We start from the raw sequence: 22,502 nt of genomic DNA on the forward strand, positions 1-22,502 counted from the left end.
TGGAGAACAACGTGTTCCCTCTCTCTTCTTCTCTTTCATCGATTCCGCTGCTCAAGTACCCGCGTACTGCGCATCTGGAAGGCTCGCGCCTGCAGGCCGGCGACAGCGACGACGGCCAGACGCCGCTGTCGGCGCTGCATGGCCAGCACGTGGTCATCGAGGAAAAATTCGATGGCGCCAATGCGGCCGTGTCGTTCACTTCGGCGGGCGAACTGCTGCTGCAATCGCGCGGCCACTACCTCGCAGGCGGCGCCGGCGAGCGGCAGTTCAACCTGTTCAAGCACTGGGCCGCCGCCCATGAAGCAGCGCTGCTGGAGCGCCTCGAAGACCGCTACGTGATGTACGGCGAATGGTGCTTTGCCAAGCACAGCTGCTGGTACGACCGGCTGCCGGCCTTCTTCCTGGAGTTCGACATCTACGACCGGCAGGCGCAGCGCTTTCTCTCGACACCGGCGCGGCATGCGTTGCTCGCGGGCAGCCCCGTGCTGCCGGTGCCCGTGCTCTACGAAGGCGTGATGCCGCGCCATGCCAAAGCACTGCGAGCGCTCGTGCGGCCTTCGCTGGCGCGCAGCGCGGACTGGAAGACGGCCTTCGAGGACGCGGTGGCGAACGAAGGCCAGCCGCTCGATCTCGTGCGCCAGCAGACCGACCTGTCCGATCTGGCCGAGGGCCTGTACCTCAAGACCGAATCGGATGGGCAGGTGACGGGCCGCTACAAGTGGGTGCGCCCGGACTTCGTCCAGACCATCCTCGACTCGGGCTCGCACCACAGCCGCCGGCCAGTGCTGCCCAACCAGCTCGCGCCCGGCGTGGACCTCTACGCACCGACGCCGCCGGTCACCTGGCAAGACCTGGGGCTGCGCACCTTGCGCGACCCCGCCGAACTCGCAACCCAAGGGAGGCCGCGATGACATACGACGATCTGCGCGCCCTGGTGCCCGCGCCCGACAAAGGCACCGACTGGGCGCAATGCTGCGACCTGCTGCCGGCCTTGCTGCGCCTCGAAGAGACGCCGCAAGACCCGTACTACCACGCCGAAGGCAACGTCGGCATCCACACGCGCATGGTGCTCGACGCGCTGATGCAGGACGCGCACTACCAGCGCGCCGATGCCGACGGCCGCTTCGTGCTGTTCATGGCCTGCCTGCTGCACGACATCGCCAAGCCCGACACCACGGTGATCGACGAAGCCAGCGGCTGCATCGGCCAGCCCGGCCACTCGCGCCGCGGCGCGGTCGACGTGCGGGTGCTGATGTGGAAGGCCCGCGTGCCTTTCGCGCTGCGCGAGGCCGTGTGCCGGATCATCGCCGTGCACCAGGTGCCGTTCCATGCCTTCGCCTCGCGCAAGGGCGTGCGGCCGGAGTGGCTGGTGCACAAGCTCTCCTGGGAGTTGAGCCTGCCCGACCTGTGTTGCGTGGCGCGCTGCGACATGCTCGGCCGCCACTACGAGAAGCGCGCGGACAGCATGGCCGACATCGCGCTCTTCGAGGAGCTGGCACAGGAAGAAGGCTGCTGGGAAGGCCCTCGCCAGATGGTCGACGCCCACACGCGCCTGGCCTACTTCCGCGGAGCCGACACCAGCCCCGACTACCCGCTGTTCCAGACGCCGGGCTCACGGGTAACGGTGATGTGCGGCCTGCCGGCCAGCGGCAAGAACCACTGGGTGGCACGGCACCGCAAGGGCTGGCCGGTTGTGTCCTTCGACGATGCGCGCGCCGAGCTGGGCCTGAAGCACGGCGAGAACGACGGGCTCGCGGCACATCACGCGGTCGATCAGGCGAAGGCGTTGCTGCGCAAGCAGCAGCGCTTCGTCTGGAACGCCACGCACCTGAGCCAGCAGATGCGCACCAAGACGCTCGACCTGCTATGGGCCTACCACGCGCAGATCGAGCTGGTGTACCTGGAAGCGCCGCACGCAGAGCTGATGCGCCGCAACCGCGAGCGCGACACGACGCTGTCGAACGCGGGCATCGAGCGGATGCTGCACCGCTGGGAGTTGCCTGCGCCAACCGAGGCGCACGAAACGGTCTACGAAGTGCAGACCTGAAGACAGAAGGCCCGCCAGTGCGAACCGGCGGGCCTTCTTATATATATGGAGGGGCGAAGCGTTCGCCTAGAACGGCAGCTTGGGACCGCCGGGCCCACCCATTCCGCCCATGCCCTTCATGCCGCCCATCTTCTTCATCATCTTCATGAGGCCGGCGCCCTTCATCTTCTTCATCATCCCCTGCATCTGCTCGAACTCGTTGAGCAGGCGGTTCACTTCCTGAACCTGCACGCCGGCGCCGGCCGCGATGCGGCGCTTGCGCGTGGCCTTCAGCAGTTCGGGCTTGCGGCGCTCCAGCGGCGTCATGCTGTTGATGATGCCTTCCTTGCGGCGGATGTCGCGCTCGGCGCGGGTCATGTCGGCTTCGGTGGCCTTGGCGGCCATCTGCGCGGGCAGCTTGTCCATCAGGCTGGAGAGGCCGCCCATCTGCTTCATCTGCTGCAGCTGGCCGAGGAAGTCGTTGAGGTCGAAGCCCGCGCCGCTCTTGACCTTGGCGGCGAGCTTCTGCGCCGCCGCCACGTCGACGCCGGCCGTGACCTGCTCGACCAGCGCGACGATGTCGCCCATGCCCAGGATGCGGCCCGCATGGCGCTCGGCGTCGAACACTTCGAGGCCGTCGATCTTCTCGCTGGTGCCCGCGAACTTGATCGGCACGCCCGTGACCTGGCGCACCGACAGCGCCGCACCGCCGCGCGAGTCGCCATCGGTCTTGGTCAGGATGATGCCGGTGAGCGGCAGCGCTTCCTTGAAGGCCTTGGCGGTGTTGATCGCGTCCTGGCCCTGCATGGCATCGACCACGAACAGGGTTTCGACCGGGTCGAGCGCCGCATGCAGCTGCTTGATTTCGGTCATCAGCACTTCGTCGATGGCAAGGCGGCCGGCCGTGTCGACCAGCAGCACGTCGAAGTAATGGCGCTTGGCGTGGTCGAGCGCGGCGCGTGCGATGTCGAGCGGCTTCTGGTCGGGCGTGCTCGGGAACCACTCGGCGCCGGCCTGCTTGGTAACGGTCTTGAGCTGCTCGATGGCGGCCGGGCGATACACGTCGCCCGACACCGTGAGCACCTTCTTCTTGCGCTTCTCGATCAGGTGCTTGGCGAGCTTGGCGGTGGTGGTGGTCTTGCCGGCACCTTGCAGGCCGGCCATCAGGATCACCGCCGGCGGCTGGGCCGCGAGGTTGATGTCGGACACGCCCTCGCCCATGGTTGCGGCGAGTTCCCGATTGACGATGCCGACCAGCGCCTGGCCCGGCTTGAGCGAGCCCAGCACTTCCTGGCCGAGCGACTTCTCTTTCACGCGGGCGACGAAGTCGCGCACCACGGGCAGCGCCACGTCGGCCTCCAGCAGCGCCATGCGCACTTCGCGCAGCATGTCCTGCACGTTGCTTTCGGTGATGCGGGCCTGGCCGCTCATCGTCTTGACGAGGCGGGAGAACTTTTCTGTGAGGGCGGTGGCCATGAAGAGGAAGCCTTGCTGCCCGCTGGGGCGGGACAAATGGAAAATCGCAGGAAACGAAAAATCTGAAGCCAGTATCGCCGCCCCGCCCTGGTGGAACACCGCGGAACCGGCTTCGCCGGGCCGCTGGTGTTGCCCCCGGTGAGGGGGTTGGCGAAGCGACACGAAGTGCGCGAAGCCTGGGGGAGGTCTTAATTCAGCCGGTACACTCCGGCCGATGATTTTAGCGATCCCCTCCCCGCTCGGCGTGGCGCTGGGCATCGCCACTGCGGTTGCCTACGGTTTCGTTGCCGGTGCCGGTGCCAAACTGAGCCGTCAATCGACCCAGTGGGCCCTCGGAATTGCATGGATTCTGCATGCCGCCGTGCTGGCCCACGGCCTCATCGGCAGCGAGCCGCGCTTCGGTTTCGCACCCGCCCTGTCGGTCACCGCGTGGCTGGTGCTCACCGTCTACGCGGTCGAAAGCCGCATGTATCCCCAATTGAAGGTGCGGCGCGCGCTCGCCTGGCTGGGCGCGGCCGCGGTGCTGCTGGCCATCCTGTTTCCCGGCACGCCGCTGCACGTCACGGCTTCGCCGTGGCTGCCGCTGCATCTGGCGCTGGGCATCGCCTCGTACGGCCTGTTCGGCGCCGCTGTCGTGCACGCCTGGCTGATCACCCGTGCCGAAAAGCAGATCCGCCTGGCCACCGCCGAGCCGCAGGGCGGCGTGCCGCTGCTCACGCTCGAACGGCTCACCTTCCGATTCGTCACCGCCGGCTTCGTGCTGCTGTCGGCCACGCTGCTGGCCGGCCTGCTGTTCAGCGAGCAGCTGTACGGCGCCGCCGGCCGCGTCTGGAAGTGGGACCACAAGACCATCTTCTCGGTGCTCGCCTGGATCACCTTCGCGATCCTTTTGATCGGCCGGGCCCGCTTCGGCTGGCGCGGCCGCACTGCGCGCCGCGTGCTGTACGCCGGCTCGGCCCTGTTGCTGCTGGCCTACGTGGGTTCACGCTTCGTGCTCGAAGTGGTGCTTGCGCGTCCTCCCGTCTGAAATGAAATACCTCCTCGTCCTCGCGGTGCTCTGGGTCGCGATCTGGCTCTGGCGCAAGAACCGCCGCGAAGAAATGCGCGACGCCATGCGCGAGCGCGCGGCCAAGGCGCAGCAGCGCCCCGCCGCACCAGCCGGCCCGCCGCAGGCCATGGTGCGCTGCGCCCATTGCGGCCTGCACCTGCCGGCGACCGATGCCATCGCCGGCCCCGGCGGCGCGGTCTATTGCAGCACCGCGCACCGCGAAGCCGCAACGCCCCAATGAGCGCCCCCCTCTGGTCGCGCGGCGAGCCGGTCACCGACTGGGACGTGCTCGACCAGGGCACGGGCGAAAGCTCGGCGCTGATCCGGCTCTGGCGTGGCTTCATGGCCGCGCGCTGCTTCATCGCGCTGGTGCTGATGCTGCTGCAGGGCGTGGCCTTTGTCATCGGGCAGACGATGCAGCCGATGGCCATCACCATCTCGGCGCTCTACCTCGCCGCGACCTGGCTGGGCATGCGCTACACGCGCGTGCAGCCGCCGATCCGCGGTTTTGCCGCGCTCTGGCTGCTGACCATCGGCATCGATCTGGCCGCCTTCACCGCCTTGCAGGTGCTGCAGGGCGGCAACGTCAACTACACGCCGCTGTTCGCGCTGCCGGTGCTCATGAGCGCGGTGCTGGGCACCATGATCGTGAGCCTGGGCACCACCGCCACGGTCACGCTGCTGTTGCTGGCCGACGCGGGCTGGCACTGGCTGCAGCAGCCGGGCGATTCTTCGCCGCGCTTCGTGCAGGCGGCGCTCACCGGCACGGGTCTCTTCGTGGTGGCGCTGCTCGCGCACGAAATGGCCCGCCGGCTGGCGCGCGAGGAAGCCGTGGCGCAGCGCAGCCGCAGCAGCGCGCAGATGCAGGCGCAGGTCAACGACCTGGTGATCGAGACGCTGAGCGAAGGCGTGCTGGTGATCGACGCCGAAGGCCTGGTACATGCGGCCAACCCAGCAGCCGATGCCATCCTTGGCCAGGGCCTGGCGAAGCTGACGCTGCCGTTCCCGCTGCATGCTCAACCCGCCTGGCATGCGCTGGCCGCGCTGGCGCGCCAGACCTTCGCGCGGCGAGCGCCGCAGACGGAAGAAATCCCGGTGGCGCAGGTGCGCGGCGCGGCGCGCGAGGTGCGCGTGCGCACGCGGCTCACGCCCACCAGCGAGAAGCGCATCGACAGCCTGTGCGTGATGTTCCTGCAGGACCTGCGCGAGCTCGAAGCCCGCATCCGCACCGAGAAGCTGGCCGCAATGGGCCGCATGTCGGCGGCCGTGGCGCATGAAATCCGCAACCCGCTGGCCGCCATCACCCAGGCCAGCGCGCTGCTCAACGAAGACCTGACAGACCCGGCGCACCGCAAGCTCACGAGCATGGTGCAGCACAACGCGCAGCGGCTCGCGCGCATCGTGGACGACGTGCTCGACGTCTCGCGCGCCCGCCAGCAGCGCGTGCTGTCGCTCGGCGAGCAGGTCGTGCTCGACCCTGCGGTGCAGGTGCTGGCCGAGGAATGGGTGCGCCAGACCCAGCGCAAGGGCGTGCTGGTGTCGCTCGATGCGCCCAGCAGCGAGGTGCGCTTCGACGCCGAGCACCTGCGCCGCCTGATCGTGAACCTGCTGGACAACGCCTCGCGCTACGCCGGCAAGCGCGAAGACTCGATCCAGGTGCTGACCGCGCTGCAGCGCAGCGGCACCAACCGCCCCAGCCTGATGGTGTGGAGCGACGGCGCGCCGCTGGAGCCGGCGGTGCAGCGGCACCTGTTCGAGCCCTTCTTCTCTTCCGAAAGCCGCTCCAGCGGGCTCGGCCTGTTCCTGTGCCGCGAGTTGTGCCGGCGGCATGGCGCCACCATCGGCTACGAGCGGCGCGCGCTGGTGCCGGGCGGGCCCGAGGGCAACGAATTCTTCGTCAGCTTCGCCCCCAGCGAAAACCGGCTGACACAATAGCGCCGTGAGCACTCCCCCCCCTTCCACCCAGCGACCGGCGCAGATCCTGGTCATCGACGACGAACCCGACCTGCGCACGCTCTATGAATTGACGCTGCTGCGCGAGGGCTATCGCGTCGAGGCCGCAGGCAGCGTGTCGGAAGCCTGGCAGCACCTGGAGGCCGGCCGCTTCGACGCCGTGATCACCGACATGCGGCTGCCCGACGGGCAGGGCATGGAGATCATCCACCGCATCCAGAAGGCCCAGCGCAGCGAGCGCTGCGTGGTGATGACGGCATACGGCTCGGCCGAGAACGCGGTGGAAGCACTGAAGGCCGGCGCCTTCGACTACCTCACGAAGCCGGTCGACCTGAAGCAGTTCCGCGCCGTCGTGGCTTCCGCCGTGCAGGCGCGGCTGGCGCCGCAGCCGGTGGCCAAGCCCGTGCAGGCGGTACCCGCGAGCAACAACAGCGCCGACGCAACGGTGGTCACCTCCGGCACCGGCATCGCCGCGCTCGACCGTCTCGTGGGCGAATCGGAGCCCATGCGCCTCGTCAAGTCGCGCATCGCCAAGGTGGCGCGCGGCATGGCGCCGGTGCTGGTGCGCGGCGAATCGGGCACAGGCAAGGAACTGGTTGCGCGCGCCGTGCATGCCTGCAGCCAGCGCAGCGAAGGCCCATTCGTCGCGGTGAACTGCGGCGCGATTCCCGAGAATCTGCTCGAGGCCGAATTCTTCGGCGCGCGCAAGGGCTCGTACACCGGCTCCTCGCAAGACCGTGACGGCTACTTCCAGGCCGCGCGCGGCGGCACGCTGTTTCTCGACGAGATCGGCGACCTGCCGCTGGCCATGCAGTCGAAGCTGCTGCGCGCGATCCAGGAGCGCAGCGTGCGCTCGATCGGCTCGACGCAGGAAGAAGCTGTCGACGTGCGCATCGTCAGTGCCACTCATAAAGACCTGCACGCCGAAGTGCAGGCCGGCCGCTTCCGCCAGGATCTTTTCTACCGCCTCAACGTGATCGAGATCGCGGTGCCCGCACTGCGCGACCGCCGTGAGGACCTGCCCGCGCTGTGCGCCGCGCTGCTCTCGCGCATCGCACAGGACGGCGGCCTGCCCGTGCCGCATCTGTCGAACGAACTGCTGCGCCGCCTCGCGCAGCATCCGCTGAACGGCAACGTGCGCGAGCTCGAAAACCTGTTGCACCGCGCAGTGGCGCTGAACGATGGCGACGAACTTCATCTCGACCTGATGGGCGGCTTCACTGCTGCGGCCGAAGCCGCGGCGTCCGCGCCGGCCCCGCTGTCGCCCGTCACCGACGCGCCTGTCGCGCTGGCTCCGCTTCCGAGCGTGCCGGTGGCGCCGCCCAAGGTCGCGCCGCCGCCGCTGCCCTCCGACCTGCAGGCCTATCTCGATCAGCAGGAGCGCGAGATCCTCGTGCGTGCGCTGCACGAGAGCGGCTTCAACCGCACCGCGGCCGCCGCGCGGCTCGGCATGAGCCTGCGCCAGATCCGCTACCGCATCGCGCGGCTGGGTATCACCACGCCCAACGGCGACGATGGCGCGAGCAGCCATGTCGACGACTGAAGCCAACGACAGCGGGCTCTGGCAAGCCGGCTGGTATCGCTTCGCGAAGGCGCTGCGCTCGCCAAATTTCGGGCCCCGCCCCACGGGCGCGCAGACCGACCTCATCGTGCTGCATTCAATCAGCCTGCCGCCCGGCGAATATGGCGGCGACGCGGTGCAGCAACTGTTCACCAACCAGCTCGACTGGGACGCACACCCCTACTTCCAGTCGATCCGCGGCCTCGAGGTGTCCTCGCATTTCTTCGTGCGCCGCAACGGCGAACTCTGGCAGTTCGTGAGCTGCGACGACCGTGCCTGGCATGCCGGCGTGTCGTCGTGGCGCGGCCGCGGCAACTGCAACGACGACTCAGTCGGCATCGAACTCGAAGGCCTCGAAGGCCAGCCCTTCGAAGAGCCGCAATACGAGACGCTCGCGAGCCTGTGCGCCGCCATCGCGCAGCACTACGCGATCGCGCACATCGCCGGCCACGAGCACATCGCGCCGGGCCGCAAACAGGATCCGGGCGCGGGCTTCGACTGGCGCCTGCTGCGCGAACAGCTCGGCTGGAATCCACAGATGTTTCCGCCGCAGGTGGTGCAGCGCTAATTTTTTCAATCGTGCGGCGTCTCGTGATGCGTCGTTCTTGCAGCGCAGCAATGCGAAAATAGCAACCGCGCGATTCAGCAACCATGCGGCCTGCAGGCCCAAATCGGCTTGCAAGCCAAGCCCCATGCGGGTTGAGAGACCATAGGCCAGTATTCAAGCGGCATCGCTGGCCGTGTCCTATGGCGGAAGTAATACCGGCAATCCTTGTATCCATAGGAAAACGCTACATCTAGTGGGTTGTACACCCCCCGCACCCTAGATATAGTGTCCCCTGTCCGGTCATCCACACCGGCGCAGCGCCCGGCCCAGGCGCCGCCATCCAACAAGAATTGCCAACCGAGAGGAAGCGAATGCAAACTGCCCTGAACCCCCAATCGACCCCGCGTGCCGTTCCCTCGACGCCACCGCAGCAGCAGCGAGACACTGCTGGCTCCCCCACCGGCCAGAACCTGGCCCACTACCAGATCATCCGCCGCAACGGCGCTGTCGTGCCCTTCGAGCCGAACAAGATCGCCATCGCGATGATGAAAGCCTTCCTGGCCGTGCACGGCACTCAGGGCGCGGCTTCGGCCAGCGTGCGCGAAACGGTCGACGTGCTCACGCAGGGCGTGATCCGCGCGCTGGTGCGCTCGCGTCCGGGCGGCGGCACCTTCCACATCGAAGACGTGCAAGACCAGGTCGAACTCGGCCTGATGCGCGGCGGCCACCATGAAATTGCCCGCGCCTACGTGCTGTACCGCGAACGCCGCACGCAGGAGCGCTCGAAGCAGGGCGAGCAAGACGTGCCGGCCACGCCTGCACTGCACGTGCTGGACAACGGCGAGCTCGTCACCCTTGACCTGAACGAACTCAAGGGCCTGATCGAGTCGGCCTGCGAAAACCTGGGCGACAGCATCACGTCCGCACCGATCGTCGCCGAGACGATGCGCAACCTGTACGACGGCGTGCCGCTCGACGAGGTCTACAAGGCTTCGATCCTGGCGGCCCGCACGCTGATCGAGAAAGACCCCGACTACACCTTCGCCACCGCGCGCCTGCTGCTGCACACGATCTTCAAGGAGATCATCGGCCGCGAAGTGATGCCGGTCGACCGCGCCACCGCCTACGCCGACTACTTCCCGCAGTTCATCAAGAAGGGCGTGGACAACGACCTGCTCGACGAAAAGCTGCTGCAGTACGACCTGCCCCGCCTGGGCGCGGCGCTGAAGGCCGAGCGTGACAACCAGTTCGACTACCTCGGCCTGCAGACCCTGTACGACCGCTACTTCCTGCACGTGCGCAAGACCCGCATCGAGCTGCCGCAGGCCTTCTTCATGCGCGTGGCCATGGGCCTGTCGCTGAACGAAATCGACCGCGAAGCCCGCGCCATCGAGTTCTATGAAGTGCTGTCGTCGTTCGACTTCATGTCGAGCACGCCCACGCTGTTCAACGCCGGCACGCTGCGCTCGCAACTGTCGAGCTGCTACCTGACCACGGTGCCCGACGACCTCGACGGCATCTACGAGTCGATCAAGGAAAACGCGCTGCTGTCGAAGTTCGCCGGCGGCCTGGGCAACGACTGGACCCGCGTGCGCGCGCTCGGCAGCCACATCAAGGGCACGAACGGCGAATCGCAGGGCGTGGTGCCGTTCCTGAAGGTGGTGAACGACACGGCAGTGGCCGTGAACCAGGGCGGCAAGCGCAAGGGCGCTGTCTGCACGTACCTCGAAACCTGGCACCTCGACATCGAGGAGTTCCTGGAGCTGCGCAAGAACACCGGCGACGACCGCCGCCGCACGCACGACATGAACACCGCCAACTGGATCCCCGACCTGTTCATGCGCCGCGTGATGGAAAAGGGCACCTGGACGCTGTTCTCGCCCTCCAACGTGCCCGACCTGCACGACCTGTTCGGCGCCGACTTCGAGAAGGCCTACGTGGCCTACGAAGAGAAGGCTGCCCGCGGCGACATCAAGCCCGCGCGCACCATCCAGGCGACCGACCTGTGGCGCAAGATGCTCACGATGCTGTTCGAGACCGGCCACCCCTGGATCACGTTCAAGGACGCCTGCAACGTGCGCTCGCCGCAGCAGCACGCAGGCGTGGTGCACTCGTCGAACCTCTGTACCGAGATCACGCTGAACACCAGCGACACCGAAACCGCCGTCTGCAACCTGGGTTCCGTGAACCTGCTGCAGCACCTGAAGGACGGCAAGGTCGACCAGGAAAAGCTGAAGAAGACGATCTCCACGGCGATGCGCATGCTCGACAACGTGATCGACATCAACTACTACGCCGTGAAGAAGGCGCGCGACTCGAACCTGCGCCACCGTCCGGTCGGCCTGGGCCTGATGGGCTTCCAGGACGCGCTGTACGAACTGCGCATTCCGTACGCCTCGCAAGAAGCCGTGCAGTTCGCCGACGAGTCGATGGAAGCCATCTGCTACCACGCCTACTGGGCCTCGACCGACCTGGCGCGCGAACGCGGCAAGTACTCGAGCTACAAGGGCTCGCTGTGGGACAAGGGCATCCTGCCGATCGACTCGCTCGACCTGCTGGAAAAGGCACGCGGCGGCTACGTCGAGGTCGACCGCTCGGCCACCCTCGACTGGGACGCGCTGCGCTCGAAGATCAAGGCCGACGGCATGCGCAATTCGAACTGCGTGGCCATCGCACCGACGGCGACCATCTCGAACATCATCGGCGTGGACGCTTCGATCGAACCCTGCTTCGGCAACCTGTCGGTCAAGTCGAACCTGTCGGGCGAATTCACCGTGATCAACCACTACCTGGTGCGCGACCTGAAGCGCCTGGGCCTGTGGGACGACGTGATGGTGATGGACCTGAAGCACTTCGACGGTTCGCTGCGTCCCATCGACCGCGTGCCGCAGGATGTGAAGGCGCTCTACGCCACCGCGTTCGAAGTCGAAACCACGTGGCTGGTCGAAGCCGCTGCGCGTCGCCAGAAGTGGATCGACCAGGCGCAGTCGCTGAACATCTACATGGCCGGTGCATCGGGCAAGAAGCTCGACGACACCTACAAGCTCGCATGGCTGCGCGGCCTGAAGACCACGTACTACCTGCGTACGCAGAGCGCGACGCACGCCGAGAAGTCGACGGTGCAATCGGGCCGTCTCAACGCGGTGTCGTCGGGCAACGACGCACCCTCGGGCATGAGCGCACTCGAAGCCGCCGCTGCTGCAGCGAAGGCACAGATGAGCGCAATGCCCGCCACCGACATCGCGTTCTGCGGTGTGGACGATCCGACCTGTGAAGCGTGCCAATAACGCGTCGATGCTCGCGACAGTGAGTCAGTGAGGTGCATGCAAAAAATCGCGCGACGTTCACTCAATGAAGGCATTGACTGACATCGCGCGATGCATGCGAGCAACATAACAACCACATAAATGGCGTGCGATGTGAACGAGCACTTTGCAACTCACATCGTTACTCCGATAATTTGAGCATTGGATTTTTCTATGTTGACCTGGGACGAAGAAGTCAAGCCCTCCTTACCAAAGGATATGCAACAAGGATTGCAGCACCACAACGCATCGACCAGCGGCTTGCCCGCAGGCCGTTCGGTGGACGCTCCGACTTCGTCGATTGCGCAACCCGCGCTCCGCGCGCTCGATGACGGCGCAGTCGTGCGTCCAGTTGCCGCAGTAGCAACGCCTGCTGCCACCCAACGCGTCAAGGCTTCCGACAAGCGCATCATCAACGGCCAGACCGACGTCAACCAGTTGGTGCCGTTCAAGTACAAGTGGGCGTGGGAAAAGTACCTCGCCACCTGCGCCAACCACTGGATGCCGCAGGAAGTGAACATGACGCGCGACATCGCGCTCTGGAAAGACCCGAACGGCTTGACCGAAGACGAGCGCCGCATCGTCAAGCGCAACCTCGGCTTCTTCGTGACCGCCGACTCGCTGGCCGCCAACAACATCGTGCTGGGCACCTATCGCCACATCACGGCCCCCGAATGCCGCCAGTTCCTGCTGCGCCAAGCCTTCGAGGAAGCGATCCACACGCACGCGTACCAGTACATCGTCGAGTCGCTCGGCCTGGACGAGAGCGAGATCTTCAACGCCTACAACGAAGTGCCGTCGATCCGCGAGAAGGACCAGTTCCTGATCCCGTTCATCGACGCCATCAGCGACCCGAACTTCAAGACCGGCACCCACGAGACCGACCAGACGCTGCTCAAGTCGCTCATCGTGTTCGCCTGCCTGATGGAAGGCCTGTTCTTCTACGTCGGCTTCACGCAGATCCTCGCGCTGGGCCGCCAGAACAAGATGACCGGCGCCGCCGAGCAGTACCAGTACATCCTGCGTGACGAGTCGATGCACTGCAACTTCGGCATCGACCTGATCAACCAGCTCAAGCTCGAGAACCCCGGCCTCTGGACCTCCGAGTTCAAGGCCGAGATCAAGGCGCTCTTCATGCGCGCCGTCGAGCTCGAATACAAATACGCCGAAGACACCATGCCACGTGGCGTGCTCGGCATGAACGCCTCCATGTTCAAGGGCTACCTGCGCTACATCGCCAACCGGCGTGCACAGCAGATCGGCCTCGAAACGCTCTTCCCGAACGAAGAAAATCCGTTCCCCTGGATGAGCGAAATGATTGACCTGAAGAAAGAGCGCAACTTTTTCGAAACCCGCGTGATCGAGTACCAGTCGGGTGGTGCGCTCTCCTGGGATTGAATCTTTCGACAAGAATTAATGAATTCAAGAATTGCCCTTGCCACCGATCGCGCCAAAGAGCGCGGCATGGACTGGGGCTCAGGTGTTCATGGTGCTGGGGCTCAGATCTCAACGCCATGAATCGCTTCACGCTACCCAACGTGCGTGGAGTGCTTCAATAGGTTGATTTTTTCAACTTGATCAAGGAGAAATAGAAATGGCAACTGCAAAGAAAGCGCCGGCTAAGAAAGCCGCTGCAAAGAAGGCTCCGGCAAAGAAGGCTGTGGCCGCTAAGAAGGCTCCGGCAAAGAAGGTAGCCGCCAAGAAGGCACCGGCCAAGAAGGTCGCTGCCAAGAAGGCTCCTGCGAAGAAGGTAGCCGCCAAGAAGGCAGCACCGGCCAAGAAGGCCGCTGCCAAGAAGGCTCCGGCGAAGAAGGCCGTAGCGAAGAAGGCGCCTGCGAAGAAGGCTGCTGCCAAGAAGGCCCCGGCAAAGAAGGCCGCCGCCAAGAAGGCGCCTGCGAAGAAGGCTGCTGCCAAGAAGGCGCCTGCGAAAAAGGCTGCGGCCAAGAAAGCCGCGAAAAAGCCTGCTGCCAAAAAGCCTGCTGCGAAGAAGGCTCCCAAGGCCGCTGCGCCCGCCAAGGCTGCAGCCGTAGCGCCTGCCCCTGCGGCGCAAACGACGCTGAATCCCCAGGCAGCCTGGCCGTTCCCCACGGCCAGCAAGCCCTGAGTTTCTCAGCGGCCTTGAAGGCGCAAAGCCCGGCACCTCGCGGTGTCGGGCTTTTTTATTGGCGCTTCTGCGGGAAGAAGATCAGAGGCCCAGGGCCTTGCGGTCGATCTCGTAGTTCTGCGGGCCACGCTGCGCGATCTTGATCGCGCCGACCTTGTTGCCCAGCGCTGCGCACTGCGCCAGCGGCCAACCCTTTTCCAGACCGAACAGCAGCGCGCCACGCCATGCGTCGCCGCAGCCCGTGGGCTCGACCACTTCGGTGGCCACCACGCCCGGCACGTGCTCGCGCTCGCCGTCAGTCCAGATCTCGCAGCCCTCGGCCGCCAGCGTGACCACCAGTCCGCGCACGCGCTTCGAGATCTCGGCCAGGCTCCAGCCGGTGCGCTGCGACAGCATCTTTCCTTCGTAGTCGTTCACCACCACCCAGCTCGCGAGATCGACGAAATGACGCAGCGCCTCGCCGTCGAACATCGGCAAACCCTGGCCCGGATCGAACACGAACGGAATGCCGGCGGCAGCGAACTGCTCCGCGTGCTGCAGCATGGCGTCACGGCCATCGGGCGCGATGATGCCGAGCTTGATGTCGTCGCGCGCGGCCACCTTCGTGATGTGCGCCTGCTGCATCGCGCCGGGGTGGAAGGCGGTGATCTGGTTGTTGTCGACGTCGCTCATGATCATCGCCTGCGCGGTGAAGGTGTCGTCGAGCTGGCGCACGAACTCGGTGTCGATGCCCAGCGAGCGCATGCGCTCGAGGTACGAAGCGCCGTCGCTGCCGAGCGTGGCCATCGGTAGCGCAGTGCCGCCCAGTGCATTGAGGCTGTAGGCAATGTTGCCGGCACAGCCGCCGAAGTCACGCCGTAGCGTCGGCACCAGGAACGACACATTGAGGATGTGCAGCTGGTCCGGAAGAATCTGGTCGGCGAACCGGCCCTCGAAAGTCATGATGGTGTCGAACGCGAGGGACCCGCAAATCACTGCTGCCATGGTTGAGCCGTTGGTTGAATGGTGGATGGAAGAGAAAAGGACGCGTGCAGGCAGGCGCCCCGCTCAGGGATAGAAAGCTTCGACGCGGTAACCCGCGATCGGCGGTAGCGCTGCGGCTTCCGAAGCGGACAAGGTCAGTGGCAGCGAGGCTGCGCGGTCGGCGCGGGCCTGCAGCACCGTCGGTGCACCGTAGTCCGCCGGCAACAACACGCGGCGCACGACGGCGCGCTCCTGCGTGTCGAGCAGCGAGAGTTCGACGGCAGGCATCGCGAGCGGCACGGTGGCGCCATTGCGCAGGGTGAAGCTCAGGCGGTAGTCGTTGCCCCCGCTCTTCTCGCGCGCGAAGGCCGCGCCTTCGATCACGATGTCGCCGATCTGGCGCAGGGCCGCGAGTTCACAGCCTGTGTACTGGCACAGCGCGGCGAGGGCTGGCCGCAGATTGGGCTGGCGCGCGGCAATCCCGTCGCGCTCGTGGCGGATGACCTGCAGGATGAGCAGCAGCACGGCAATCACCGCCAGCAGGACCAGCACGATGCGCACGCTCTTGCGCTGCCAGAAGCCGGTTGCCCTCTCGAAGGACTCGTCGTCGTCCGCGAAGGGATGCCCTATTGGCAGTTCGAAATCCGGGGAGAGTGCAAGGTCGGACTCGCTTTCAGCCTGCACCACAACAGGCGAAGCCTTCGCAGCCGCACGCTCCTCACGCGCCTTGGCGCTCGCGATCTTGGCCGACTTGATGCGGGCACGGCGCAGCGCCTTCTGCATCTGCACCTGGTCGTGGTCTTTTTCTTCCTGCTCGCGCTCCCCTTCAGCGCCGTCGTCGCTCGCGCGCTCGATCATCAGCCCGCGCATTGCCTTGATGCGCGGGGCGACGGGCAACGGCGGCGCCGGGGGTGGCGGCGCGGGCGGCGGCGACGCGAGATTCAGGTCGATGTTCGGGAACGGCGGCAGCGTGCTCGGTGGCGGCTTCCACGCGGGTTCGCTGACGTCGAGATCGGACCATGGCTCGTCGGCGACGATGCCGTGTTCGGGCAATGACAGCGAGAACTCGAGCGCTGCTGGAGGTGGTGGTGGCGACGCCGGTGTCGGTGCAGGCGCTGGAGCCTCCGGGGGCAGCGCATGCCGAGGTTGCTGCTCGGGCTCGTCGTCGAAGAAGTCCGCATCTTCGGCAGGCGACGAGGGCTCCAACTCGAGCGGCGGCGGTGGCGCAGGAAGTTCGGGCGCGACCTTGGGCTCCGAGGCGGACTCGATCAGCCCCGGCATGTAGCCACCGCCCTGCACTGGCGGCGCTGCACCATCGGGCGCCTCGTGCAGATCGAGCGTGGCGTCGAACACATGGCTGCATCGGCCGCAGCGCACCCAGCCATCAGAGATGCGAAGCTGGTCGCGCACCACCTTGAAGGTGGTGGTGCAGGCGGGGCAGCGCGTGACGAGACTCATGACCGGGCGATTGTAGGGTCGAGCCCCCGCCACGGGAGGGGCGCAAGGCGGCTCAGCAGCGCGCGGTCATGAGGATCCAGCCGTCCTCGGTGTCGCTGACTTCGAGCGTTGCGTACGGCGCGTAGGCCTCTTTCAATTCATCGGCCTGGCGCTCGAGGATTCCGGCCATCACCAGCGATCCGCCCGCCTTCACATGGCTGCGCAGCAATGGCGCGAGCACCTTGAGCGGCGTGGCCAGGATGTTGGCGAGCACGGTGTCGTAGTGGCCCTTCGCCGCTTCGGGCAGGCCAGCATTGAGCCGGACGCCGTTGGCCTCGGCATTGAGCCGGGTCGACGAAACCGCGGCTTCGTCGATGTCGACAGCGTCGATGTCGGTTGCGCCGAACTTCGCCGCGCCGATGGCAAGAATGCCGGAGCCGCAGCCGTAGTCGAGCACGCGTTGGTTAGCCAGCACGCCGTCGCCCTGCGTTGCAATCCACCGCAGGCACATGCGCGTGGTGGGATGCGTGCCGGTGCCGAAGGCCAGGCCCGGATCGAGCCGAATCACCTGCCTTGCCTGCTCGGGCGGCTCATGCCATGTCGGCACAATCCAGAACTCGGGCGTGATCTCGACGGGAGCGAACTGCGATTGCGTCAGGCGCACCCAGTCCTGCTCGGGCACCGGCGCAATGCCGAGCACCTCGCAGCCTTCGAAGAAGTCCTGCAGCGCGAGCACCGACGCAGCCTCTTTGGCGAGCGCCTCGTCGGGGAACAGCGCGATCACGCGCGAACGCTGCCAGCCCTCCTTCGGCGGCGGCATGCCCGGCTCGCCGAACAGCGCCTGCTCTGCGTCGGTCTGCGCGTCGGCGTCTTCCACCGACACGCTCAATGCATCGAGTGCATCGAGCGCTTCACCGAGCGTTTCGACCCGGTCTTCCGGCGCCATCAGGCGGAGTTCGAACATCGCGGCGGCCCGGGTCAGCGCTTGTGCGCAGCCAGCCACTCTTCGAGGTAGTGGATGTTGGTGCCGCCGGTCATGAACTTGGAATCGACCATCAGCTCGCGGTGCAGCGGGATGTTGGTCTGGATGCCTTCGATCACGGTTTCGTTGAGCGCCGTGCGCATGCGGGCCATGGCCTGCTCGCGCGTGTCGCCGTAGACGATGATCTTGCCGATCATGGAGTCGTAGTTCGGCGGCACGAAGTAGTTGGTGTACGCGTGCGAGTCGACGCGAACGCCCGGACCACCCGGCGGGTGCCACATCGTGATACGGCCCGGCGACGGCGTGAACTTCCACGCGTCTTCGGCATTGATGCGGCATTCGATGGCGTGGCCGTGCATCTGGATCTGGCGCTGCGTGAACGGCAGCTTTTCGCCGGCCGCGACCATGATCTGCGTCTTGACGATGTCGATGCCGGTGGTGAACTCGGTCACCGGGTGCTCCACCTGCACGCGCGTGTTCATTTCAATGAAATAGAACTCGCCGTTCTCGTAGAGAAACTCGAAGGTGCCGGCACCGCGGTAGTTGATCTTCTTGCAGGCGGCCGCACAGCGCTCGCCGATCTTCTCGATCAGCTTGCGCGGAATGCCCGGCGCGGGCGATTCCTCGATCACCTTCTGGTGGCGGCGCTGCATGGAGCAGTCGCGCTCGCCCAGGTAGACCGCGTTCTTGTGCTTGTCCGCGAGGATCTGGATTTCGATGTGGCGCGGGTTCTGGAGAAACTTCTCCATGTACACGGCCGGATTGTTGAAGGCCGCGCCGGCTTCCGCCTTGGTCATCTGGATCGCGTTGACCAGAGCCGCCTCGGTGTGCACCACGCGCATGCCGCGACCACCGCCGCCGCCCGCCGCCTTGATGATGACCGGGTAGCCGATGGCACGCGCGATGCGCTTGTTGGTGGCGGCGTCGTCCGAGAGCTCACCCTCGGAGCCGGGCACGCAAGGCACGCCGGCCTTGATCATGGCCTGCTTGGCCGACACCTTGTCGCCCATCGTGCGGATGTTGTCAGGCGTCGGGCCGATGAACTGGAAACCGCTCTGCTCCACGCGTTCGGCGAAGTTCGCGTTCTCGCTCAGGAAGCCGTAGCCGGGATGAATCGCTTCGGCATCGGTCACTTCGGCCGCCGAAATGATCGCCGGCATGTTGAGATAGCTCTGCGCCGAGGGGGCCGGGCCGATGCACACGGCTTCTTCGGCCAGCTTGATGTACTTCGCGTCGCGGTCGGCTTCGGAATACACCATCACGGCCTTGATGCCGAGCTCGCTGCAGGCACGCTGAATCCGGAGGGCAATCTCCCCCCGGTTTGCAACCAGGATCTTCTTGAACATGGTCACTCGATGATGAACAGCGGCTGTCCGTATTCGACCGCCTGGCCGTTTTCGCCGAGGATCTGGGTGATCGTGCCGGACTTGTCGGCCTCGATTTCATTGAGGATCTTCATCGCTTCGATGATGCAGATGGTGTCACCTTCGTTGACCTTGCTGCCAACCTCGACGAACGCAGCAGCGCCCGGGCTGGACGAACGATAGAAGGTGCCGACCATGGGCGACTTCACGGCATGGCCGGCCGGAGCGGCTTCGGCCGCCGGTGCGCTGGCCACGGCGGGTGCAGCGGGAGCGCCAGCTGCGGCCGGTGCGGCAGCCGCCTGAGGCGCCGCCAGGGTTTGCACATACTGCACCGGAGCGGCGCCGCCGCCCTTCACGATGCGAACCTTGCCTTCGGTTTCGGTGATTTCCAGCTCGGAAATATTCGATTCGGACACCAGATCGATCAGTGTCTTGAGTTTGCGCAGATCCATGGGACTCCAGTGCCGGCTGAGCCGGTCTTCAGGACATAACTTGTTCGAAAATCGGTGATTTTCGGCGTTCGGCGTCTAACGCCAGCGTAAGGAACTGATTCTAACCATGAACCAGTTCGCGTCGCCAAGTGTCCAGGTCGGTGGTCTCGAGCTTGCCCATTTTACGGGCGGCCACGGAGCCGTTCGCATTCAGGACCAGCGTGAAGGGCAAACCGCCACCCGTATTGCCCAGATTCTTGACCAGCTCCGTACCCTGAAGGCCGGCCAGGCCGGTTGGGTAGGTGACGGGCGTGCGTTGCAGGAACTTGCGCACGGCGCTGGGTTGATCGATGGCCAATCCAACCACTTGCCAGCCGTTGGCACCATTTGCACGGAAGAAAGCGTCGATCATCGGCATTTCTTCAACGCAGGGCGGGCACCACGTCGCCCAGAAGTTGAGCAGCAGCGGCTTGCCGCGCAGGCTCGACAGGACGAGGTCACCACCCTCCGGGCGCTCGAAGCTTTGGGCCCAGAAGGCCGCGTCGAGCATCTCCCCGCCCGCTGCGCCACTGCTGCCGCGCTCCTTCCACCATGCGCCGCCGAGCCCGGCGGCCGCAGCCGCTGCCGCCACGCCGGCATAGAGCATGCCGCGTCGGGTGGGCGAAGAAGTCATTCACTTGTCCTTTTCTCGTTCAATCAGTCGGCGCAATGCGGGCAGATCGCCACGCGGCACGCGCCCCTGGGCGTCGGGCTTCAAGGCCCCGCGCAGGTCGTCGAGGTCGTAGACCAGCAGGTGCACGCCGATTTCCTCGCCGAGTGCACGGCTCGGGGCGTGCACGCTCAGGGCCTCGACCTGCTCGCCATGAAAGCCGGTCACCATGCGCGGCTCGTAGTCCACGTGGTGATCGATCAGGGCGATTTCGGCCGATTTGGAATCATCGCAAAACAACTGAATATAAATGTCTGACAACCGGGTGGCCGTTCCGTGCCACACGGCGCCGCCCACATGAGGGCGGAAGACGGCCATGCGCTCCATCCATTCGAGCGCGAGAAGCCGCAATGCATGCAATTCCTGCGGCTGGGTGTCGGCGCAGAAAAGCTCGATGTACTCGCGCACCTCGGCCTCGACCTCGTCGTTGTTGGGCAGAGCGGTGCGCGTTGAAAGACCGAGGTCGCGCAAGGCCCGGCGCTTGGCCGGACCATATTCCAGTCCCTCCTCGACGACGAGGCGGGCTGCAGTGGCGGCAATTTCACGCTTGGACGTGTCCATCGGGGCATTTTGCCCGCAGTACGCGCCCCACACAGCAACATCAGTACGAAGCGCGGGACAAACACGCGGCCCAGGCACGGGCGCGGCACATCGCTTCCCTAGAATCGACCGATGCACATTCATATTCTGGGTATCTGCGGCACGTTCATGGGTGGCGTGGCCGCCCTGGCGCGCGAGGCAGGCCACCGGGTCACGGGCTGCGACGCCGGCGTGTACCCCCCGATGAGCGACCAGCTGCGCGCCCTCGGCATCGACCTGATCGGGGGCTTTGGCGCCGACCAGCTTTCCCTGGCGCCCGACATGTTCGTGGTCGGCAACGTGGTGTCCCGCGCGCGGCTGCCCGACGGAAGCCCCAAGTTCCCGCTGATGGAAGCCATCCTCGACGCCGGCAAGCCCTACACCAGCGGTCCGCAATGGCTGGCCGAGCATGTGCTGCTCGGCCGCCACGTGCTGGCCGTGGCCGGCACGCACGGCAAGACGACGACCACCTCGATGCTGGCCTGGGTGCTGGAAAAGGGCGGCAAGGCGCCCGGCTTCCTGGTGGGCGGCGTGCCGCTGGACTTCGGCGTCTCGGCCCGGCTGGGCGACGGCCCGGCCTTCGTGATCGAGGCCGACGAGTACGACACAGCCTTCTTCGACAAGCGCAGCAAGTTCGTGCACTACCGGCCGCGCACCGCCGTGCTGAACAACCTCGAGTTCGATCACGCGGACATCTTCGATGATCTTGCAGCCATCGAACGACAGTTTCATCACCTCGTTCGCACCGTGCCGAGCACGGGGCGGCTGGTAGTGAATGCCACCGAAGAAAGCCTGCAGCGTGTGCTGGCCCAAGGCTGCTGGAGCGAACTCGCGCGCTTCGGCACGAATGGTGAATGGCAGGCGCGCGGCACGCACGACGCCTTCGACGTGCTGCAGCGGGGCGAGTTGGTAGGCCGAGTCGAATGGGAGCTCTCGGGCCTGCACAACCAGATGAACGCGCTGGCCGCCATCGCCGCGGCCGAACATGTGGGCGTGGCGCCGGCCGAGGCAGCCCGTGCGCTGGGCAGCTTCCGCAACGTGCGCCGGCGCATGGAGCTGCGCGGCACGGTCGAGCAAGGCGGCGGCGCAATCACGGTCTACGACGACTTCGCCCACCACCCGACAGCCATCCGCACCACCCTCGACGGCCTGCGCAAGAAGCTGGATGCTGCTGGCAAGAAAAGTGAGCGCATCCTCGCGGCCTTCGAGCCGCGCAGCAACACGATGAAGCTGGGCGTCATGGCGGCGCAGCTGCCCTGGAGCCTGGAGGCGGCTGACCTGTCTTTCTGCCACACGGCCGGGCTCGACTGGGACGCCGCTGCGGCGCTCGCGCCGATGGGCGACCGCGCACAGGTGGCCGGAGCCATCGAGCCGCTGGTAAAGCAGATCGTCGCAGCGGCCCGGCCGGGCGATCACATCGTCTGCATGAGCAACGGCGGCTTCGGCGGCGTGCACGACAAACTGCTTGCGGCGCTGCGCTCGGCGGCGGCATCATGACCGCCATGCCGCTCACACGCGCCCACGAACTGATCGAGACCCTGAAGCTGCAGCCCCACCCCGAGGGCGGCTGGTACGGCGAGGTGTTCCGCTCAGCATCGAGCGTCACGCCCACCGACGGCCGCGCGCCGCGCAGCGCGCTGACCAGCATCTACTTTTTGCTCGAAGCGAGCCAGCATTCGCGCTGGCACCGGGTGCTGTCCGACGAAGTCTGGGTGCATCTGGAAGGCGTGCCGCTCACGCTGTGGACCTGCGACGCCGCAATGCGCACGGCGCCGGCCCATGTGCGGCTGGGCCCGGTCGATGCGCACGGCACGCGTCCCCAGCATGTGGTGCCCGCCGGCCAATGGCAAGCGGCCCGGCCGATCCAGGGCCACAGTTCAGGCGACTACGCACTGGTCGCCTGCATGGTCGGGCCGGGCTTCGATTTCGCCGACTTTTCGATGGTGCCGACCGACAGCGACGAAGCTGCGTCGATGCGGCACCATTGGCCTGACCTGGCCAGGATGCTCTAACCCGC

General features: G+C 66.1%; 20 protein-coding genes. 12 read left to right on the forward strand and 8 right to left on the reverse strand.

All coding sequences use genetic code 11. The features are described 5' to 3' along the window. Window positions 1-11 precede the first annotated feature (11 nt). Together BLV60_RS15985 and BLV60_RS15990 are read left to right on the forward strand one after the other, a co-directional pair. Entirely contained in the window at window positions 12-911 is a 900-nt protein-coding gene (locus BLV60_RS15985; RefSeq protein WP_093056188.1) for an RNA ligase family protein, read from the forward strand. After that, on the forward strand, window positions 908-2,047 hold the full coding sequence (locus BLV60_RS15990) for an AAA family ATPase (RefSeq protein ID WP_093056190.1): 1,140 nt from the start codon (window positions 908-910) through the stop codon (window positions 2,045-2,047). The genes BLV60_RS15985 and BLV60_RS15990 overlap by 4 nt, the downstream gene beginning before the upstream one ends. A gap of 66 nt (window positions 2,048-2,113) precedes the next feature. Here BLV60_RS15990 and ffh read toward each other — a convergent pair whose 3' ends face one another. Continuing rightward, window positions 2,114-3,502, reverse strand: a complete 1,389-nt coding sequence (ffh, locus tag BLV60_RS15995) for a signal recognition particle protein (RefSeq protein ID WP_093056193.1) — start codon at window positions 3,500-3,502, stop codon at window positions 2,114-2,116. Window positions 3,503-3,716: 214 nt separating this feature from the next. Here ffh and BLV60_RS16000 point away from each other — a divergent pair, with 214 nt between their 5' ends. From BLV60_RS16000 to BLV60_RS16035, 8 genes are all read left to right on the forward strand, one after another. Beyond that, window positions 3,717-4,529 (forward strand): cytochrome C assembly family protein, encoded by an 813-nt coding sequence (locus BLV60_RS16000; RefSeq protein ID WP_093056195.1) that lies wholly within the window; start codon window positions 3,717-3,719, stop codon window positions 4,527-4,529. A gap of 1 nt (window position 4,530) precedes the next feature. Then, window positions 4,531-4,791, forward strand: a complete 261-nt coding sequence (locus BLV60_RS16005; RefSeq protein WP_093056197.1) for a PP0621 family protein — start codon at window positions 4,531-4,533, stop codon at window positions 4,789-4,791. Next, complete coding sequence (locus tag BLV60_RS16010) at window positions 4,788-6,485, forward strand: two-component system sensor histidine kinase NtrB (protein ID WP_093056199.1); 1,698 nt, start codon at window positions 4,788-4,790, stop codon at window positions 6,483-6,485. The genes BLV60_RS16005 and BLV60_RS16010 overlap by 4 nt, the downstream gene beginning before the upstream one ends. A 4-nt stretch (window positions 6,486-6,489) precedes the next feature. Beyond that, complete coding sequence (locus BLV60_RS16015) at window positions 6,490-8,046, forward strand: sigma-54-dependent transcriptional regulator (protein WP_093056201.1); 1,557 nt, start codon at window positions 6,490-6,492, stop codon at window positions 8,044-8,046. Beyond that, a complete protein-coding gene (ampD, locus tag BLV60_RS16020) occupies window positions 8,033-8,632 on the forward strand; it encodes a 1,6-anhydro-N-acetylmuramyl-L-alanine amidase AmpD (RefSeq protein WP_093056203.1) in 600 nt (199 codons plus the stop codon). The genes BLV60_RS16015 and ampD overlap by 14 nt, the downstream gene beginning before the upstream one ends. Window positions 8,633-8,982: 350 nt before the next feature. Beyond that, entirely contained in the window at window positions 8,983-11,898 is a 2,916-nt protein-coding gene (locus BLV60_RS16025; RefSeq protein ID WP_093056205.1) for a ribonucleoside-diphosphate reductase subunit alpha, read from the forward strand. A 192-nt stretch (window positions 11,899-12,090) separates the two neighbouring features. Further along, window positions 12,091-13,314 (forward strand): ribonucleotide-diphosphate reductase subunit beta, encoded by a 1,224-nt coding sequence (locus BLV60_RS16030; protein WP_093056207.1) that lies wholly within the window; start codon window positions 12,091-12,093, stop codon window positions 13,312-13,314. 196 nt (window positions 13,315-13,510) lie between these two features. Next, window positions 13,511-14,020 (forward strand): histone H1-like DNA-binding protein, encoded by a 510-nt coding sequence (locus BLV60_RS16035; protein ID WP_019656794.1) that lies wholly within the window; start codon window positions 13,511-13,513, stop codon window positions 14,018-14,020. An 81-nt stretch (window positions 14,021-14,101) separates the two neighbouring features. On the opposite strand, the gene BLV60_RS16040 is transcribed toward BLV60_RS16035, so the two are convergent. The 7 genes from BLV60_RS16040 to BLV60_RS16070 form a co-directional block, all read right to left on the reverse strand. Further along, on the reverse strand, window positions 14,102-15,004 hold the full coding sequence (locus BLV60_RS16040; RefSeq protein WP_093056209.1) for a carbohydrate kinase family protein: 903 nt from the start codon (window positions 15,002-15,004) through the stop codon (window positions 14,102-14,104). Between the two features lie 63 nt (window positions 15,005-15,067). Next, a complete protein-coding gene (locus BLV60_RS16045; RefSeq protein WP_093056211.1) occupies window positions 15,068-16,441 on the reverse strand; it encodes a zinc-ribbon and DUF3426 domain-containing protein in 1,374 nt (457 codons plus the stop codon). A 52-nt stretch (window positions 16,442-16,493) separates the two neighbouring features. After that, entirely contained in the window at window positions 16,494-17,384 is an 891-nt protein-coding gene (prmA, locus tag BLV60_RS16050; RefSeq protein ID WP_093056388.1) for a 50S ribosomal protein L11 methyltransferase, read from the reverse strand. A gap of 14 nt (window positions 17,385-17,398) precedes the next feature. Next, window positions 17,399-18,748 carry an acetyl-CoA carboxylase biotin carboxylase subunit gene (gene accC / locus BLV60_RS16055; RefSeq protein WP_081270245.1) on the reverse strand — a complete coding sequence of 450 codons (1,350 nt, stop codon included), beginning with the start codon at window positions 18,746-18,748 and terminating at the stop codon, window positions 17,399-17,401. Between the two features lie 2 nt (window positions 18,749-18,750). Next, the gene (gene accB, locus BLV60_RS16060) at window positions 18,751-19,218 is read right to left on the reverse strand and encodes an acetyl-CoA carboxylase biotin carboxyl carrier protein (RefSeq protein ID WP_093056213.1); all 468 of its coding nucleotides are present in this window, start codon (window positions 19,216-19,218) and stop codon (window positions 18,751-18,753) included. 100 nt (window positions 19,219-19,318) lie between these two features. Further along, the gene (locus tag BLV60_RS16065) at window positions 19,319-19,870 is read right to left on the reverse strand and encodes a TlpA family protein disulfide reductase (RefSeq protein WP_093056215.1); all 552 of its coding nucleotides are present in this window, start codon (window positions 19,868-19,870) and stop codon (window positions 19,319-19,321) included. Continuing rightward, window positions 19,871-20,467 carry a hypothetical protein gene (locus BLV60_RS16070; protein ID WP_093056217.1) on the reverse strand — a complete coding sequence of 199 codons (597 nt, stop codon included), beginning with the start codon at window positions 20,465-20,467 and terminating at the stop codon, window positions 19,871-19,873. 111 nt (window positions 20,468-20,578) lie between these two features. Here BLV60_RS16070 and mpl point away from each other — a divergent pair, with 111 nt between their 5' ends. Both mpl and BLV60_RS16080 read left to right on the forward strand, forming a co-directional pair. Next, on the forward strand, window positions 20,579-21,982 hold the full coding sequence (mpl, locus tag BLV60_RS16075) for a UDP-N-acetylmuramate:L-alanyl-gamma-D-glutamyl-meso-diaminopimelate ligase (protein WP_093056219.1): 1,404 nt from the start codon (window positions 20,579-20,581) through the stop codon (window positions 21,980-21,982). After that, window positions 21,979-22,497, forward strand: a complete 519-nt coding sequence (locus BLV60_RS16080; protein WP_093056221.1) for a cupin domain-containing protein — start codon at window positions 21,979-21,981, stop codon at window positions 22,495-22,497. The genes mpl and BLV60_RS16080 overlap by 4 nt, the downstream gene beginning before the upstream one ends. Window positions 22,498-22,502 lie beyond the last annotated feature (5 nt).

Origin of the sequence: Variovorax sp. YR634 (assembly GCF_900106655.1) — a bacterium.
GTDB lineage: Bacteria > Pseudomonadota > Gammaproteobacteria > Burkholderiales > Burkholderiaceae_C > Variovorax.

Excerpts from the sequence above, each read along its gene's own strand:
- accC (WP_081270245.1), bottom strand. The coding sequence starts at position 18,748 with ATGTTCAAGAAGATCCTGGTTGCAAACCGGGGGGAGATTGCCCTCCGG.
- accB (WP_093056213.1), bottom strand. The coding sequence starts at position 19,218 with ATGGATCTGCGCAAACTCAAGACACTGATCGATCTGGTGTCCGAATCG.
- BLV60_RS16065 (WP_093056215.1), bottom strand. The coding sequence starts at position 19,870 with ATGACTTCTTCGCCCACCCGACGCGGCATGCTCTATGCCGGCGTGGCG.
- BLV60_RS16025 (WP_093056205.1), top strand. The coding sequence starts at position 8,983 with ATGCAAACTGCCCTGAACCCCCAATCGACCCCGCGTGCCGTTCCCTCG.
- BLV60_RS16035 (WP_019656794.1), top strand. The coding sequence starts at position 13,511 with ATGGCAACTGCAAAGAAAGCGCCGGCTAAGAAAGCCGCTGCAAAGAAG.
- BLV60_RS16080 (WP_093056221.1), top strand. The coding sequence starts at position 21,979 with ATGACCGCCATGCCGCTCACACGCGCCCACGAACTGATCGAGACCCTG.
- BLV60_RS16030 (WP_093056207.1), top strand. The coding sequence starts at position 12,091 with ATGTTGACCTGGGACGAAGAAGTCAAGCCCTCCTTACCAAAGGATATG.
- BLV60_RS16070 (WP_093056217.1), bottom strand. The coding sequence starts at position 20,467 with ATGGACACGTCCAAGCGTGAAATTGCCGCCACTGCAGCCCGCCTCGTC.
- ampD (WP_093056203.1), top strand. The coding sequence starts at position 8,033 with ATGTCGACGACTGAAGCCAACGACAGCGGGCTCTGGCAAGCCGGCTGG.
- prmA (WP_093056388.1), bottom strand. The coding sequence starts at position 17,384 with ATGTTCGAACTCCGCCTGATGGCGCCGGAAGACCGGGTCGAAACGCTC.
- BLV60_RS16045 (WP_093056211.1), bottom strand. The coding sequence starts at position 16,441 with ATGAGTCTCGTCACGCGCTGCCCCGCCTGCACCACCACCTTCAAGGTG.
- BLV60_RS16000 (WP_093056195.1), top strand. The coding sequence starts at position 3,717 with ATGATTTTAGCGATCCCCTCCCCGCTCGGCGTGGCGCTGGGCATCGCC.
- BLV60_RS16040 (WP_093056209.1), bottom strand. The coding sequence starts at position 15,004 with ATGGCAGCAGTGATTTGCGGGTCCCTCGCGTTCGACACCATCATGACT.
- mpl (WP_093056219.1), top strand. The coding sequence starts at position 20,579 with ATGCACATTCATATTCTGGGTATCTGCGGCACGTTCATGGGTGGCGTG.
- BLV60_RS15990 (WP_093056190.1), top strand. The coding sequence starts at position 908 with ATGACATACGACGATCTGCGCGCCCTGGTGCCCGCGCCCGACAAAGGC.
- ffh (WP_093056193.1), bottom strand. The coding sequence starts at position 3,502 with ATGGCCACCGCCCTCACAGAAAAGTTCTCCCGCCTCGTCAAGACGATG.
- BLV60_RS16005 (WP_093056197.1), top strand. The coding sequence starts at position 4,531 with ATGAAATACCTCCTCGTCCTCGCGGTGCTCTGGGTCGCGATCTGGCTC.
- BLV60_RS16010 (WP_093056199.1), top strand. The coding sequence starts at position 4,788 with ATGAGCGCCCCCCTCTGGTCGCGCGGCGAGCCGGTCACCGACTGGGAC.